Source organism: Stenotrophomonas sp. B1-1, assembly GCF_010894375.1.
Classification (GTDB): Bacteria; Pseudomonadota; Gammaproteobacteria; order Xanthomonadales; family Xanthomonadaceae; genus Stenotrophomonas.
On record NZ_JAAIUZ010000019.1, the window covers coordinates 1 to 16,253 of the forward strand.

General features: G+C 66.9%; 9 protein-coding genes. 4 read left to right on the forward strand and 5 right to left on the reverse strand.

Features of this window, described 5'->3' with window-relative positions; genetic code table 11:
* Positions 1-237 precede the first annotated feature (237 nt).
* Together aceK and G4G00_RS14955 are read left to right on the forward strand one after the other, a co-directional pair.
* A complete protein-coding gene (aceK, locus tag G4G00_RS14950; RefSeq protein WP_164274692.1) occupies positions 238-1,968 on the forward strand; it encodes a bifunctional isocitrate dehydrogenase kinase/phosphatase in 1,731 nt (576 codons plus the stop codon).
* A gap of 62 nt (positions 1,969-2,030) precedes the next feature.
* Positions 2,031-2,903 (forward strand): energy transducer TonB, encoded by an 873-nt coding sequence (locus G4G00_RS14955; RefSeq protein ID WP_240336167.1) that lies wholly within the window; start codon positions 2,031-2,033, stop codon positions 2,901-2,903.
* A 24-nt stretch (positions 2,904-2,927) separates the two neighbouring features.
* On the opposite strand, the gene G4G00_RS14960 is transcribed toward G4G00_RS14955, so the two are convergent.
* The 4 genes from G4G00_RS14960 to G4G00_RS14975 form a co-directional block, all read right to left on the reverse strand.
* Positions 2,928-4,502 (reverse strand): sensor domain-containing diguanylate cyclase, encoded by a 1,575-nt coding sequence (locus G4G00_RS14960; RefSeq protein ID WP_108754363.1) that lies wholly within the window; start codon positions 4,500-4,502, stop codon positions 2,928-2,930.
* Between the two features lie 106 nt (positions 4,503-4,608).
* Positions 4,609-5,625, reverse strand: a complete 1,017-nt coding sequence (locus tag G4G00_RS14965) for a cupin-like domain-containing protein (RefSeq protein WP_164274698.1) — start codon at positions 5,623-5,625, stop codon at positions 4,609-4,611.
* A gap of 61 nt (positions 5,626-5,686) precedes the next feature.
* Positions 5,687-8,674 carry a TonB-dependent receptor gene (locus G4G00_RS14970; RefSeq protein ID WP_164274701.1) on the reverse strand — a complete coding sequence of 996 codons (2,988 nt, stop codon included), beginning with the start codon at positions 8,672-8,674 and terminating at the stop codon, positions 5,687-5,689.
* Positions 8,675-9,243: 569 nt separating this feature from the next.
* The gene (locus G4G00_RS14975; RefSeq protein ID WP_164274704.1) at positions 9,244-10,251 is read right to left on the reverse strand and encodes a LacI family DNA-binding transcriptional regulator; all 1,008 of its coding nucleotides are present in this window, start codon (positions 10,249-10,251) and stop codon (positions 9,244-9,246) included.
* Positions 10,252-10,592: 341 nt separating this feature from the next.
* On the opposite strand from G4G00_RS14975, the gene G4G00_RS14980 reads away from it, so the two are divergent.
* Together G4G00_RS14980 and G4G00_RS14985 are read left to right on the forward strand one after the other, a co-directional pair.
* A complete protein-coding gene (locus G4G00_RS14980; protein ID WP_164274707.1) occupies positions 10,593-13,124 on the forward strand; it encodes a glycoside hydrolase family 3 protein in 2,532 nt (843 codons plus the stop codon).
* Positions 13,125-13,262: 138 nt separating this feature from the next.
* Positions 13,263-14,330: a hypothetical protein gene (locus G4G00_RS14985; protein ID WP_108754358.1), complete on the forward strand. Its 1,068-nt coding sequence runs from the start codon at positions 13,263-13,265 to the stop codon at positions 14,328-14,330.
* A gap of 104 nt (positions 14,331-14,434) precedes the next feature.
* Here the strand turns inward: G4G00_RS14985 and rho are convergent, their stop codons facing one another.
* On the reverse strand, positions 14,435-16,186 hold the full coding sequence (gene rho / locus G4G00_RS14990; protein WP_164274710.1) for a transcription termination factor Rho: 1,752 nt from the start codon (positions 16,184-16,186) through the stop codon (positions 14,435-14,437).
* Positions 16,187-16,253: the final 67 nt, after the last annotated feature.

Genomic DNA, 16,253 nt, shown 5'->3' on the forward strand with positions numbered 1-16,253 from the left:
CCTTCGTAGAGTCGAGCTTGCTCGACTGCTTTGCTCTGGCCCTTCGTAGAGTCGAGCTTGCTCGACTGCTTTGCTCTGGCCCTTCGTAGAGTCGAGCTTGCTCGACTGCTTCTACCCAAGGCAGTCGAGCAAGCTCGACTCTACGGAAAGGCAGTCGAGCAAGCTCGACTCTACGGAAAGGTAGTCGAGCAAGCTCGACTCTACACAAGCCACCCCACGGCGGCGTATGGTTTACCCATGGCCGCCCTCGACTTCCCGCCGGAACTGCCCCTGCGCCTTGCCCAGGCCATCGCGGCCGGTTTCGAGGATTACCACGCACGTTTCGCTGCCATCACGGCCCGTGCGCGTGGCCGCTTCGAGCAGCGCGACTGGGCCGGCGCACGCCAGGACGCGGTCGAGCGCATCGCCCTGTACGACCTGTGCATTGCCGAACGCATGGATGCCCTGCGGAGGTTGGCCGGCGACGCCGTAGGCGAGCGCGCGCTGTGGCTGCAGGTGCATGCGCACTTCACCACCCTGCTGCAGGGGCTGATCGACGCCGAGCTGTACAAGACCTTCTACAACACGCTGTCACGGCGTTTGTTCGGCACCCGCGGCGTGGATCCGGCGGTGGAATTCATCGCCTTCGACATCGAACCCTCCGATGCGATCACCCACCCGGTGGCCCGCCACACCTACTCGGTCTCGGCCACCCGGCCAGTGGAGGCCCTGCAGCGGGTGCTGGCCGACTATCGCTTCGATGTGCCGTATGCCCACCAGTTGCGCTGCGCTGCGGCCATCGCGGTGCGCCTGCAGGACGATCTTGCCCACTGGGGCGATACGCCGGTACGCAGCATCGAACTGCTCGATACGGTGTTCTACCGCGAGCGCCGCGCGTACCTGGTGGGGCGTGTATTTGGCGAACACCGTTTCTCGCCCTGCGTGATTGCCCTGGTGAACGATGCCGGCGGCCTGCGTGCCGACGCCGTGCTGACCCGCCGGCGCGATGTCGCCCACCTGTTCGGTGTATCGCGCAGCTACTTCCAGGCCGACCTGGCCACGGTGGGCGATGCGGTGGTGTTCCTGCGCAGCCTGCTGCCGGGCAAGCCCATCGATGAGCTGTACACCGTGCTGGGCCGCGCCAAGCAGGGCAAGACCGAGCGTTATCGCACGTTCTTCCGCCATTTCGGCGACCATCCCAACGAGCAACTGGTGCATGCCGAAGGCACGCCGGGCATGGTCATGGCGGTGTTCACCCTGCCCAGCTATCCGCTGGTGTTCAAGCTGATACGTGACCGTTTCGCCTGGCCCAAGGCCATGTCGCGGCAGCAGGTGGAAGAGAAATACGCGCTGGTGTTCAACCTGGACCGGGTGGGGCGCCTGCTGGACGCGCAGCCGTATCGGCACCTGCGATTCCCGCGCGCGCGCTTCGCCCCGGCGCTGCTGGACGAGCTGCTGCAGCAGTGCGCGCAGAGCGTGCGCGAAGATGGCGATGAGATCGAGATCGCGCTGTGCTACGTGCAGCGCCGTTTCCGGCCGTTGAATCTGTACCTGCGCGAACAGAGCGGCGACGCCGTGCGTGCAGCGGTGCTGGACTACGCGCAGGCGATCACCGACATGGCGCGCAACAACATCTTTCCGGGCGACATGCTGCCGAAGAACTTCGGTGTATCGCGGCACGGGCGCGCGGTGTTCTACGACTATGACGAACTGTGCCTGGTCAGCGAGTGCGTGTTCCGCGCCTGGCCGCAGCCGCGCTCACCGGAAGAGGCCATGGCCGACGAACCCTGGTTCCATGTCGGCCCGCGTGACGTTTTCCCCGAGCGCTTCGGCCCATTCATGGGGCTGCCCGCGCAGGAACTGGCGGCGGTGCGCGAGCACTATCGCCATCTGTTCGATCCGCTGTGGTGGCAGGGGCTGCAGGCCCGTTTCGCCGCCGGCGACTACCCCGATACGCCGCCTTACGCAGGGGCGCACCGGCTGGCCTGAGCCTTGGATGCCCTGGCCGTGATGGGGTAGCCTGTGGCCTTCATGCACAAGGAGTGGCTGTGATGCGTACATCTCTTTTCCTGGCCGTGGCCCTGGCAGTGGGTGCCGGCGCAGTGACCTTCGACAGCGCGCAGGCGCAGACCGCGCGGGAAGTGCGCAAGCAGGCCGAGGCCAGCCTGACCCTCACGGGCGTCATCGATATCGGCCGCGAAGGACAGGTGGAAGGCTTCCGTCTGGACAAGCGCGACAAGGTAGGCGAGGGCGTTGCCGCACTGGTGGAAAGCACCGTGGGCCAGTGGCGTTTTGAACCGGTGAAGGTGGACGGCACTGCCGTGCCGGCAAGCACGGCGGTGCGGCTGCGCCTGCTGGCTGACAACATGTCCGAGGAAAGCATGCAGGTGCGGGTGGCCGACGCCAACTTTGGCCCGGCCAATGCCAGCAAGGGGGCCAGTACCGATGAGGTGAAGGGCCTGCGCCTGACACGACCGGAATACCCGCAGCGTGCGTGGGCCATGCGCGGGCAGGGCATGGTGCTGCTGCTGGTGAAGGTCGCCCGGGACGGTACCGTGGCCGATGTCGTGGCCGAGCAGACCAACCTGACATCGGTGGGCCCGGCGCGCACCATGGACCTGCTGCGCAAGACCCTGGCAGATGCCAGCGTCAGGACCGCAAAGGGCTGGACCTTCACCCCGCCCACCACCGGCAAGTACAAGGACAGCGAGTTCTGGACCGTGCGCGTGCCCGTGCACTATGACATCGACAACCGCGACGAACGCTACGGCCGCTGGTCGGCCTATATTCCGGGCCCGCGCCAGAAGGCGCCGTGGATTACCGGTGAGGATGCGCAGGCCACCGGCACCGATCTGCTGCCCGCAGGTGGCGTGTACATGGTCGGCACGCAGGACGGCCCGCGCCTGTTGACCCCACTGGGCTGAGGCGGCGCTGCCATGCCCGCACGCTCAATCGGCGTGCGGGTACACCACCACCTGGTTGCGGCCCTGTTCCTTGGCCAGGTACAGGGCCTTGTCGGCCAGCCGCAGCGCCTGCTCCACGTCGGCATGGAAGCTGGGGAAGTGGGCGACGCCCAGCGACACGGTGATCGTGCCGACCGGGGCGAAGGCTTCGTCGGCGATGTGCCGGCGCAGCCGTTCGGCGGCCTGGCGTGCGGCATCGGTGCCGACGCCCGGCAACAGCAGCAGGAATTCCTCGCCGCCCGCGCGGCACAGCACGTCGGTTTCGCGCGAATGCCGGCGCATCTGCTCGGCAATATGCACGATGGCGGCATCGCCCACGTCATGGCCATGGGTGTCGTTGATCGACTTGAAGCGGTCGATGTCCAGCGCCACGATCGCGAACGGTACGCCCTGCGCCTGCAGCAGCTCCAGTGCGTGCTGCAGGCCACGGCGGTTCAGCAGCCCGGTCAGCGGGTCGGTGCGGCTGGCCCGGTTCAGCGAGCCGATGCGGTCCTGCAGGGCATTGAAGCTGTACAGCACTGCCTGCTTCAACTGCGCCACTTCGAAATACCAGGCGCGGATGCCGGTCACGTGGTTGATGGCGTTGCCGGTGTCTTCGCCTTCCTGCACGTTGCGCGCCAGCTGCCACAGCGGCAGCGAGATGCGCCGTGCGAACCACCAGGTGATCAGCAGCGACAGCACGCCCAGCGGAATGGCATTCCAGATGACCGAGCTCATCAGGCGCGACAGCGGCTGCAGGGTCGCTTCGGTGGGGCGCTGGGCGATGATGCCCCAGCCGGTGGCCGGCACCGGCGCGTAGCCGGACAGCTGGGCCACGCCATGGTTGTTGACCAGCTGCTGGCTGCCGGAACGGCCGCGCATCAGCGCCTTCACCGCCGGGTTGTCCAGCGCGTAGGTGCCCACTTCCTTCGCATCGTTGTGGTAGATGATGCGACCGTTGTGGTCCACCACGTACAGGTACGAGCCATCGCGGTAGTAGTGCTTGCCCAGCAGGGTGTGCAGGGCGCTGCGCTGGCGCAGGTACAGGGTGCCGCTGACGTAGCCCAGGTAGTTGCCCTGGCGGTCGAAGATGGGGTGCGACAGCGAGATCAGCAGTTTGCCGGTGGCCGACTGGTAGGGATCGCTGATCAATGGCTGGCGCCGTGCCAGGGCCAGCTGGCTGCCCACGCTCTTCAGCACTTCACCCTGCAGCTGCAGGGTCTGCGGTGAGGTCGCGATGACCAGGCCATCCACGTTCACCACCAGCGAGGAATTGAAGCTGCTGGACTGCAGCTGCAGGCGGCTGGCCTCGCGCTGCGCCTGTTCCGGTTCCAGGCCGGTTTCACCCAGCCGGGTCGCGGCGTAGGCCAGCTGCTGCTGCGCCGACAACAGGAAGTTCTGCGTGGTCTCGGCCAGTTTGCTGGCGTAGACCCGGTTGGCCTCCAGGGTATTGCCCACCAGCTGGTCGCGCTGCACGCGGTAGCTGGCCAGCAGGGTGTTGGCCAACGCAATGAGCGTACTCAGCAGGGCCAGCGCAAGAATCAGCTTGCCCAGGTTCAAGCGGTTGGAGATCGGTGGCATGCGGCAGCGGAGCGCGGCGCGAACAATCGCAGCCGGCGCAGACGGTGGGGGAACCGCCATTATGGGCACATTCGCGCGCGGCGGGGTTAACTCCGGTGCCCCGGTGTCATCGTTGCAGGCGGCGCCGCAGCGTATCGCGCACGCGTTCGGCACCGGCCGCCTCCAGCGGAGCAAGCACGCCACGCGCGTCCTGCGGCACATGCGCGGCCGTATGTTCGCCCGCCTCGAACACATAGTGGTCGAGCATCGTGCGCCAGTGTGCGCGTTGTTCCGGCGGCAGGTCGCGCAGTGCAAGGATGGCCAGCATCAGCGCGTTCATCGGTGAATCCATCCACGCCGGCACCGGTCGCCACCAGCTGTTGACCAGCACGTTGAACGCTTCCAGCCCTTCCATGTGGTGCCACCACAGCGACGGAATGAACACCGCATCGCCGGGCGCCAGCTCGGCCACCTGGGCCTGCGCCCACGCCTGCGCGAAGCGCGGGAAGCGCTGCAGGTCCGGGGCATGGAAATCGACCAGGCTGATTGCCTGCCCGGCCGGGGTGAAATCCAGCGGCCCCACGTACAGGTTGTCGATCTGCTCCGGTGCGAACAGGGTGACGCGGCGGCGGCCGGCCGCCACGCAGGCCAGGTTGTCCGGCACGTCCTGGTGGGCAGCGATGCGCGAGCGGTTGCCGATCCAGATGCTGGCCAGCGGGTCGGCCACGCCGAGGTGCAGCGGATTGGCCTGGCTGAAACCGGGCAGGAAGCTGTCCAGCGTGGTCGACGCCACATAGATGGACGGCGGCGCGGGATCACTGGCGTACTTCAGCAACGTGGCCAGCACCACCTTCAGCGGAATCTGTTCGCGGCGGAAATTGAAGCCGCTCATGTCTTCGTTGTAGAACAACCGGCCGCGGGTCTCGGGCGCGGCGGTGGTCGTCGTTACCGGCATCTGCCCATGGTCGAAGCCGGCCAGGTGGGCCACCGCTTCGGCCGCGGAGTGGCGCGCTGCAGCCACCAGTGGCCAGTGCGCCACCAGCCCACGGATCACCTTCGGCGTCGTCCAGGTGGGCAGCTGCACGTGCAGCTGTGCCGGGTCCAGGCCGTGGATCTCTTCGATGGGGCGGGGCTGGGGCAGCATGCGCGGGTATCCGGGGCAGTGTGGAGCCGGGCCGGGCTCGGCTCCACACTACTGCAGCCGATCAGAACTTGTAACGCACGCCGAACATGTAGCGCGGGCCGGTCTGGGTGGCGTAGCGCAGCATGTTGGTGTGGCGCGAGTAGGTGCGCATGGTCTCGTCGGTCAGGTTGATCGCTTCCAGGCTCAGGCTCAGCTGCTCGCTTACCGCGTAGCTGATGTTCAGATCGAGCTGGCCGTAGGCGGCAGTGTAGTTCGGGTTCGGGCCCTGGCCGCCGATGCCGTTGAGGAACTTGTCGCGCCAGTTGTAGGCCGCACGGATCTGCCACGAATTCTTGTCGTAGAACGCAACCAGGTTGGCCGAGTCGCTCAGGCCGATCATCGGGTACTGGTCACCCAGGCTGAGGTTGTTGAAGGTTAGCCCGGACTTCACCTTGGTGTAGTTGGCGGCCACGCCAAAACCGGACTGGCCGAACAGGTGCTGCACCGCCACTTCCCAGCCATCGAGGTGGTCCGAATGCTGGTTGGCCGGCACGGTGATGTCGAAGCCGGCAATCGGGTCGGTCGGCAGGCCTTCGATGGTGCCGGTCAGCTGGCCGGCCGAATTGACCCCGGTGAAGTTCACGCCCGGGTCGCCGGCGTGGTTGGTGAAGATGTAATCGCGGATGCACGGCATGTCGGTGCCGCCGCACGAGGCCAGCGCCTCGTTCCAGTACGCACCACCGACCGGCGTGTGCAGGCTGCCGGCGTTCTCGCGCACCACGGTGTCGCTGATGAAGTTCTTGATGTTCTTGCGGAAGAAACCGGCCGAGGCGTAGCTGCCTTCGCCGTAGTACCACTCCAGCGACAGATCGAAGTTGTCCGAGATCAGCGGCTCCAGCCCCGGGTTGCCGCGGCTGCCGCTGCCGCCCTGGGTGCGCACGATGTCGGCCAGTGACTGGCCGCTCTGGATCTGCGTCCAGCTCGGCCGGCCCAGCGTGCGGCTGTAGCTGCCGCGCAGTGCCAGCGTCTCGCTCAGATCCAGCTTCAGGTCGACATTGGGCAGCACATAGTCGTACTTGCCGCGGCCACCGACGAAGCTGCTTTCCGGTGCGTACACGATGTTCAGTTCATTGGCCGAGCCCCAGCTGATGCCCGTGGGCACGCGCACCATCGCGCTGGATTCCACTTCGGTCTGCTCGTAACGCACGCCGGCCGCCACGTGCAGCGGCATCGACCAGTCGAAGGTGGTGCGGTACTGCAGGAAGGCGCTGCGGGTCTTTTCGGTGGTGCGGATGTCTTCGGAGTACTCGGTGGGCGCGTAGTAGCAGGTCGGGCAGGCCGGATCGGCGTCGGTGCCGACCTGCGCGGCGCGGTCGATCAGGCGGTCGAAATCGAACACCAGGAACTGGCCGGTCAGGCGCGGATCGCTGTGCCCGGAGAAGGCCTTGAAGTACTTGGCCATGTTGTCCGCATACCAGATGTCATCGGCATAGTCGGACGGCGAACCCAGGCCGCCCCAGGTATTGCGCTGCATGATGGCCGAGGCCGAGCGGTTTTCCACCTGGGTGTGGCCGATGCCGAAATCCAGTGCCGAGTAGTCGGCGAAGCGGAACGTGCCGCGGCCCTGGTACTGCTGCACCTTGGATTTGTTGTAGCTGTTCTGGAACACCGAGCCGGTGACCAGTGCATCGGACGCCTGTACGCCCCCCGGCGGCAGGGCGATGTTGATGATCGGCAGGTCACCGCTGTAGTCGACGGTGGTCTTGCCGCGTACGAAGGCGGCCACGCCGAGCACGCCGGCCGAGCCGTAGGGGCTGTCCGGCTGCGATTCGGCCTGGGAACTGTGTGCGTCGAACGACAGGTCCAGCGCGTCGTTCACTTCCCAGTCCACGTTGAAGCCGAGCGAGTGCATGTCGGTCTTGGTCGCCAGGCGCGCACCGCCCATCGACACGTCCGAGTTGGTCATGTCCTCGCTGTAGATGATCGGCGCCGCCACCGGGCCATTGGTCCAGGTGCTGTCGCCCGGGCCGTAGTTGAACCACACCGACAGCTCGCTGCGCTGCTGCTGCACCTTGTTCTCGACATAGGTGTAGTCCAGCGTGGTCGTGACATTGTCGGCCGGCTTCCACTGGAAGGTGGCCTGCGCGTTGGTGCGCTGGCGCTGCACGCCGTTGACGTTGTACGCGGTGTTCTGCGGCCGCCCATACACATCGTTCGGGCCCGGCCGGTTGGTGATGCGGTCCGAGTAGCCCTGGCCCGGCTGCGGCAGGGCACGCCAGTCGGTGGTGTTGTTGCCGTAGAGCGTGGCCCAACCCTCGGCCACGGTGGCCTGGTTGAAGCCGGAATCACGCTCCTGGTGGCTGGCACTGAACGACACGCCGAAGCGGTCGTCGGCATAGCGCTGGCTGAAGATGCCCGACAGTTCGCCGGTCACGTTGGAACCCTGCAGCGTGCGCGGCAGGTTGTCGTTGGACGAATCGTTGACCGCCTTCAGGCCGAGGCTGATCACTGGTTCCGATTCGAGCGGGCGCAGCGTCTTGATGTTGATGGTGGCACCGATGCCGCCGGCCGGATTGTCGGCGCGGCTGGTCTTGTAGACCTCCACCGCCGAAATCGATTCCGAGGCGAGATTGGCGAAGTCGAACGAGCGCGACCCGTTCAGGCCACCACCGCCGTTGCCGAGATTGGACGCCGGCATCTGCCGGCCGTTCAACAGCACCAGGTTGTAGTCGGGGCCGATGCCGCGCACGGTCACCTTCGAGCCTTCGCCACTGGACGTGCGGTCGATCGATACACCGCTGATGCGCTGCAGTGATTCGGCCAGGTTGGTATCGGGGAACTTGCCGATGTCCTCGGCAACGATGCCATCAACCACACCCTGGCTGTCGCGCTTGAGGTTCATGGAAGACTGCAGGCTGCCGCGGATACCGGTGACCTGCACCGTATCGAGCGTGGCCGGGTCGGGAGCTTCGCCGGCAGGTGCGTCCTGCGCCCAGGCCGGTGCAGCGAGCGCTGCCAGCAGCGCGGAAGTGAGCATCGTCTTGCGAGGTACTGCCTTGTACGTCTTCATGGAAGCTCCCTCCCCAGGGAATTCGGTGGTGTCGTTGCGGCGTCTTCTCGATGGCGGGTTACTGCACGTGGCCGGATTGGAGCGACGGTTGACAGCGTTGTCAACAAACTGCCATCAAGTGCGCCTCGGCAACGTGCGCGCAGGCCGCGATGTAACCGTTGCCATGAACGCGCTCATGCTGATGAATTGCCTTTGGTTGCAGCATTTGCAGCGGTTTTCCAGCCATGACAGCGCTGCCAATGGATCGGTGGAATCGTGTTGTGCGGTGCAGAACGGAACTGCGCGGATGCAGGTGCAGCGAGCTGGGGGCGAGGTGTTGGTGCGATTGACAGCGCTGGACAAACGCAATGCCCGGAGAATGTCGTGCATGTCCTCTGGATGGCTTGAATCGATGGCCGATAGGACAGGTTCTGGACACGACAACGACAACGACGACAGACGGACAACGCCTGCAGCTCAGTGTGCGCGTGCAGGCTTGTCATCGCGCACGGCAAAGCCGCCGTCGCTCGCGTGCATGCGCATGCGTGGGAACCGGCAACGGACGCGCAGGTCCGCTGCGGCAGGGGGCGTCAGCGCCGGCGCGGTGCGGCGGTCGATTCGCGATCGAGCACCGCGTGTTCGACCGTGATCATGCGTCCGGCCGTCTCGGTGCGGATGTGCTCGATCAGCTGCTCGGTGGCCAGCCGGCCCATATGCGCGGTCGGCTGGCGCACCGTGGTCAACGCCGGGTAGATGTGGCCCGCGATGGGCGTGTCGTCGAAGCCGCACACCGACAGGTCGCGCGGCACGCGCAGGCCACGTTCGCCCGCCACGCGGTACACCGCGGCGGCCATGTCGTCGTTGGCGGCGAAGATCGCCGTCGGCGGATCATCCAGGTCAAGCAGGAGGTTGGCCGCGTCCACGCCGGACTCGAAAGAGAACTGGCCGCTGACCACCAGTGCCGGGTCGTAGGCGATGCCTGCCTCGCGCAGCGCTTGGCGGTAACCGGCGTGGCGCCACTGGCAGGCACCGTGCGCGCGCGGGCCCTTGATGTGGCCGATGCGGCGATGGCCCTGCGCGACCAGGTGGCCGATCAGTTCAACCACGGCGGTGGTTTCATCCATGCGCACGCCGATGCGGCCTTCCGGGTGGCGTGGCGCGATGCAGGCGAAGGGGATGTCCTGCTCTTCCAGGTAGGCCAGCACCACCTCATCGTCGGTCAGGGGCGGGATCAGCACCACGCCATCCGGGCGCGAGTTCTCGAACAGCGCGGCCAGGTCGGGCAGGGTGCGGCGGCCGATGCCGACCGGGCCCAGGATCAGGTTGTAGTGCTGGGCATGACACGCTTCCAGCATGCCGCTCTGGATTTCCATCAGGTAGTTGCGCGACGGATTGTTGTAGACCAGCGCCAGTGCATACGAGCGCTGGCCGGCCAGGCTGCGCGCCGACAGGTTCGGCTTGTAGCCCAGCCGCGCCACCGCCGCCAGCACGCGTTCGCGGGTCTGCTCGCGCACGTTCGGCTCATGGTTGAGCACGCGGGACACGGTCTTGATCGACACTCCGGCAACGGCGGCGACATCCTCGATTCGACTGCGCATGGTGCGATGGTTCCTCCTGGAAGGCGGCGGGCACGCGGCGATGGTAGTGCGTGCCGGCCCGGTCGATGTTGCCGAAGCAGGCGGATGTTGCCACGACACGAGGGGCGCTGGCACCTCCCGATTTCGTGTCGCGATGCAGCACCCGCGCAGGCCGCCAGCTTGCGATGGGCGCGGCGGAGCCCGCTGTTGCGGGACACGCGCCCGGTTGCACACGAACAACGATTGACAGCAGCGGGGACGCCTTATATGACAGCGCTGTCAGGAGCGGTGCGCAAGCGCCCATGCCGACGTGTTGCCGCAGCCGAACACGCCAGGAACTTCATCCACGGAGGTAGAGCCCAGTGAATCGCCCCACCCAGACCCTTCTTGCCAGCTGCCTGCTGGCTGCCCTTGCCGCGCCCGTGGGTGCCGCACCGGCCAGCGGCGAACGCCTGCAGGACTGGCCGCGCGTGCATAGCGCGATCGCCACCGATGCGCAGATCGAAAGCCGCGTGCAGCAGATCCTTTCGCAGATGACGCTGGCGCAGAAGATCGGGCAGATGACCCAGGCCGAGATCAAGACGATCACGCCTGAGCAGGTGCGCCGCTACTACATCGGTTCGGTGCTCAACGGCGGCGGCTCGTGGCCGGGCATGGACAAGCACGCCAGCGTGCAGGACTGGCTGAAACTGGCTGATGCCTACCACGCTGCCTCGCTGGCCACCGATGCGAAGACGCCGGTGCCGGTGATCTGGGGCACCGACGCAGTGCATGGCCACAACAACGTGCTGGGTGCCACCCTGTTCCCGCACAACATCGGCCTGGGCGCGGCCGGCGATCCGGAACTGATCGAGCGTATCGGCGAGGCAACCGCGCGGTCGGTGCGCGCCACCGGCATCGGCTGGGTGTTCGCGCCCACCCTGGCGGTGGCCCACGACCCGCGCTGGGGCCGCACCTACGAAAGCTATTCGTCCGACCCGGCGGTGATCCGCAGTTTCGCCCATGCCTACGTCAAGGGCGCGCAGGGCGCGTTCAAGGATGACGGCAACGTGGTCACCACCGCCAAGCACTACCTTGGCGATGGCGCCACCGACAGCGGCCGCGACCAGGGCGAGGCGCTGGTCGACAAGGCGACGATGATCAACGTGCATGCGCAGGGCTACTACGGCGCGCTGGCCGAAGGCGCGCAGACGGTGATGGCCTCGTTCAACAGCTGGAATGATCGTGCCGCCGGCGTCGACTACGGCAAGATGCACGGCAGCAAGGCGCTGCTGACCGACGCGCTGAAGGACAAGATGGGCTTCGACGGCTTCGTCGTCTCCGACTGGAACGGCATCGCCCAGGTGCCGGGCTGCCGCAACGACAGCTGCGCGCAGGCGATCAACGCTGGCATCGACATGGTGATGGTGCCCGACGACTGGAAGGCTTTCATCGACAACACCACCGCGCAGGTGCAGAAGGGCGAGATCCCGATGGCGCGCATCGACGATGCGGTGACGCGCATCCTGCGGGTGAAGCTGCGCGCAGGCCTGTTCGAGCACAAGCCGTCCGACAGCCGCTATGCCGGTGATGCCAGCGCCGTGCAGCACCGCGAGCTGGCGCGCCGTGCGGTGCGCGAATCGCTGGTGCTGCTGAAGAACGACGACAAGGTGCTGCCGTTGCGCCGCGATGCGCGCGTGCTGGTGGTCGGCAAGGGCGCCGACAACATCGGTGACCAGTCCGGTGGCTGGTCGCTGACCTGGCAGGGTGCCGAGAACAAGAACGCCGATTTCCCCAACGCCGATTCGGTGCTGGGCGCGCTGCGCGCCGAACTTGGCGCGGACAAGGTCAGCTTCAGTGCCGATGGCCAGGGCGTCGACCCGAAGGCCTTCGACGTGGTGCTGGCGGTGATCGGGGAGACGCCGTATGCGGAAACCAACGGCGACATCCTCGGCTCCGACACCGTGAGCCACAGCCGTGCCTACCCGCAGGACCTGGCCGCGCTGAAGGCCGCGGCTGCAACCGGCAAGCCGGTGGTGACGGTCTACCTGTCCGGTCGCCCGATGTACACCAATGACCTGCTCAACCTGTCCAGCGCCTTCGTCGCGGCCTGGCTGCCGGGCACCGAAGGCAAGGGCGTGACCGACGTGCTGGTGGCCGGCAAGGGCGGCAAGCCCGCGCACGACTTCCGCGGCCGCCTCAGCTTCCCGTGGCCGGGCGTGCCCTGCCCGGCACCGATCGACCAGCCCGATGCGAAGAAGCCGTCGCTGTTCGCGCTCGGCTATGGCCTCACCTACGCCAAGGGCGGCAGGGTTGCCCGGCTCGACGAAGCCGACCCGGACAGCTGCGGCGAAGTGACGGTGCTGCCGATCTTCAACCGCGCCGACACGCCGCCGTTCGCGCTGCACGTGGCGGCCGCAGGCGCGACCCAGCCGCTGGGCAATGATCTCAATGCCACCCTGCGCTGGCCGACCGCCACGCCGGTGGTGCAGGTGCGCACCGTGCAGGTGAACACCCAGCAGGATGCCAAGGAAGTGACCTGGTTGGCCCCCGCGCAGCTGATCGCACGCAGCACCTCGCGGCGCAACCTGGGCGCCCTGGCGCGCAGCAACGGCGCGTTGCAGTTCGACGTGCAGCTGGTGAAGCGCCCGGCCTCGCCGGTGAAGGTGACCATGCAGTGCGGCAGTGGCTGCGAGGGCGGGGTGGATATCGCCCCGCTGCTGGGCAGACTCTCGCCGGGCCAGAAGCAGACGGTGACCGTGCCGCTGGCGTGCTTCGCCAAGCAGGGTGTGGCACTGGGCGCGGTGGAGGCTCCTTTCGTGGTGACCGCGGACAAGCCGTTTGCGGCGGCATTCACCCAGGTCAAGCTTACCGCCAACACGGCAAACGCCGAGGGCGCGGTGGCCTGCCCGTAAGCCGCGCGCCCGTGCGGGCGCACGCCGGTCCGCGCGGCAAAACGGGATGCTGTTCCGTCCGTTGATCCTGGTGCGCCGTTACACTGGCGCGCCAGGAAACGATCCGCGCATGGCGTGGATTCACACACAAGGACGATCATGCGGCGTTTGTTCCAGAGCGTGCGGCTGCTGCCGTACGCCTCCACCGTGAATGTCAGGCTTGTCGGCGAAGCGCAGGCCCTGCTGCAGCAGGTGCGCGAGGGCGCCTACGCGTCTGCCTCGGCCACCATGGCCGGGGTACATGAAGGCGACCAGGTGAACTTCTATGCCTGTCTGGGTGAGCTGAAGGACGCCATGGCGATTGCTGCGCAGTGGCTCGCCGCCGAACCCGACTCCGCCGATGCTGCGTTGCTGCTGGCCTTCGCCGAACTGGGGGAAGCGTGGCGCGTACGCGGCGAGGACTACTATGACGACATTCCCGCTGCGCGCAGGCGCGCGTATCCGCTGAAGTTCCAGGCCGCGCAGACGCGGTTCAAGGAACTGGCCGCGCGCATCAATCCGCCGCCGTTGGCGTTCTATGGGCTGCTGCATTGCGATGTGGTGTGTGACATCGAACGTGATGCGCGCAGCCAGCGCTTCGCACAGGTAATGGCGATGGTCCCCTTCCACGCGCCGTCGGTGCACATGCTGGCCAAGGCCAGCATGGGCAAATGGGACGGCAGCGATGAGCAGATGTGGGCGTACCTGCGCTGGATCAGCGAGCACGCACCGCGTGGCCGCGATGCGCATGCGGTGATCGCCTGGCACGTGGTGGAATGGGCCGAGACGTGGGTGGACGAGTGCAATGCACCGCTGGAAATCGTCGGCGTGGTGCGCGCGGGCAGGGTGTCCGGGCTGGCGGATCTGGTGCGCAAGGCGCTGCTGGACTGGCTGGATGTGCAACCCGCCGGGCTGGCACACGCACTGGCCGGGCGTACGTCCCTGCGCGAACGCCGTCACCTGAGCCAGTTCGCATTGGCGCTGTACTTCAGCGGTGCGTGGGAAGAAGCGCGCGTGGTGATGCAGGCGCAGGGCGGCAAGGTGCCGGTGGAGCCGTGGTGCTATCTGGCCTACCGCGGCAGCAGCATCCTCAGTGAAATGCTGGGCGGCACCCTGCGCTGCGCCGGCCTGGCCCATGACCGCATCTGCCGTGACCTCGGCCTGGACCCGCGCGAGGTCTGCGCGTAAACCCATGCCGCCGGGCATGGCCCGGCGCTACCGGTAGATCCACGCCATGCGTGGATGCGGCGTTCCCAAGGCAAAAAAAAGCCCCGCAATGCGGGGCTTTCTTCTTATCGCTTCATGGAACCGAAGAACTCGTCGTTGGACTTGGTGTTCTTCATCTTGTCCAGCAGGAATTCCATCGCGGCCATTTCATCCATCGGATGCAGCAGCTTGCGCAGGATCCAGATCTTCTGCAGCAGTTCCGGTTCGATCAGCAGGTCTTCGCGGCGGGTGCCCGAACGGTTGATGTCGATGGCCGGGAACACACGCTTTTCAGCGATGCGACGGCTCAGGTGCACTTCGCTGTTGCCGGTGCCCTTGAACTCTTCGTAGATCACCTCGTCCATCTTCGAGCCGGTGTCGACCAGCGCGGTGGCGATGATGGTCAGGCTGCCGCCTTCTTCCACGTTGCGCGCAGCACCGAAGAAGCGCTTCGGGCGGTGCAGGGCGTTGGCGTCCACACCACCGGTCAGCACCTTGCCCGAGCTCGGCACCACGTTGTTGTAGGCGCGTGCCAGGCGGGTGATCGAGTCCAGCAGGATCACCACGTCCTTCTTGTGTTCGACCAGGCGCTTGGCGCGCTCGATCACCATTTCGGCCACCTGCACGTGGCGCGCGGCCGGTTCGTCGAAGGTCGAGCTGATGACTTCGCCGCGCACGGTGCGCTGCATTTCGGTCACTTCTTCCGGGCGCTCGTCGATCAGCAGCACGATCAGGTGCACGTCCGGGTGGTTGGTGGTGATGGCCGTGGCCACCTGCTGCATCATCATCGTCTTACCGGCCTTCGGCTGGGAAACGATGAGCGAGCGCTGGCCCTTGCCCTGCGGCGCCATCAGGTCGAGGATGCGGCCGGTGATGTCTTCCGACGAGCCGTTGCCGCGCTCCAGGGTGAAGCGGCGACGCGGGAACAGCGGGGTCAGGTTCTCGAACAGCACCTTGTTCTTCGACGCTTCGATCGGCTCACCATTGATGGTGTCGACGATGTTCAGTGCGAAGTAGCGCTCGCCGTCCTTCGGGAAGCGGATGCGGCCGGAGATGTGGTCGCCGGTGCGCAGGTTGAAGCGGCGGATCTGGCTGGGCGAGATGTAGGTGTCGTCCGGGCCGGCCAGGTAGCTGGCTTCGGCCGCGCGCAGGAAGCCGAAGCCGTCCGGCAGGATTTCCAGCACGCCGTCGGCGGCGACGCCGTCACCGTGGCGGGTCAGCACCTTCAGCAGGGCGAAGATCACGTCCTGCTTGCGGGCGCGGGCGACGCCTTCGGAGATCTGCAGCTGCTCGGCGATTTCCAGCAGCTTCTGCGCCGGCATGCGCTTGAGGTCGCTCAGCGAATAGACCGGGAAACCTTCCGGCACGTTGGCGTGCGGGCGCGGCACGAAGGGCTGCTGCTCGCCGCCGTCCTGCGGCATGCCGTCATCGCGGCCACCGCGGTTGCGGTCACGGTCGCGACGGTTGCGGAAGCGGTCGCGGCGGTTGCCCTGGCCCTGTTGGCCGTTCTGGTTGTACGGGTTGTTGTTCTGGCCCTGGTTCTGGCCGCCACCCTGACCACCCTGGTGGTTCTGCTGGCGCGGCTGGCCGGATTCGCGGCCTTCGCCGGCATCACCGCCGCCGGAGGCGGGGGCTTCAGCGGCGGGCGCGCTCGGCGCGGGGGCGGCTGCGGCCGGTGCCGGCGCTTCGGACGCGGCTGCCAGCGGCAGGGTCGGCTGCGCGGGGGCAGCGCTGGTTTCGGCGGCTGCCGGAGCGGCGGCCTTGCTCACGCGGGGCTTGCGCACGCGCTTTTCGGCGGGCGCATCGGCGCTGCCGGTTTCGGAAGTGTGATCGGACAAGAGCGTTATTCCTCGCTTGAAGGTGCGAGCGCCCGGCTGGGGCGGCGAACGTTGGGAATGGGTCTGG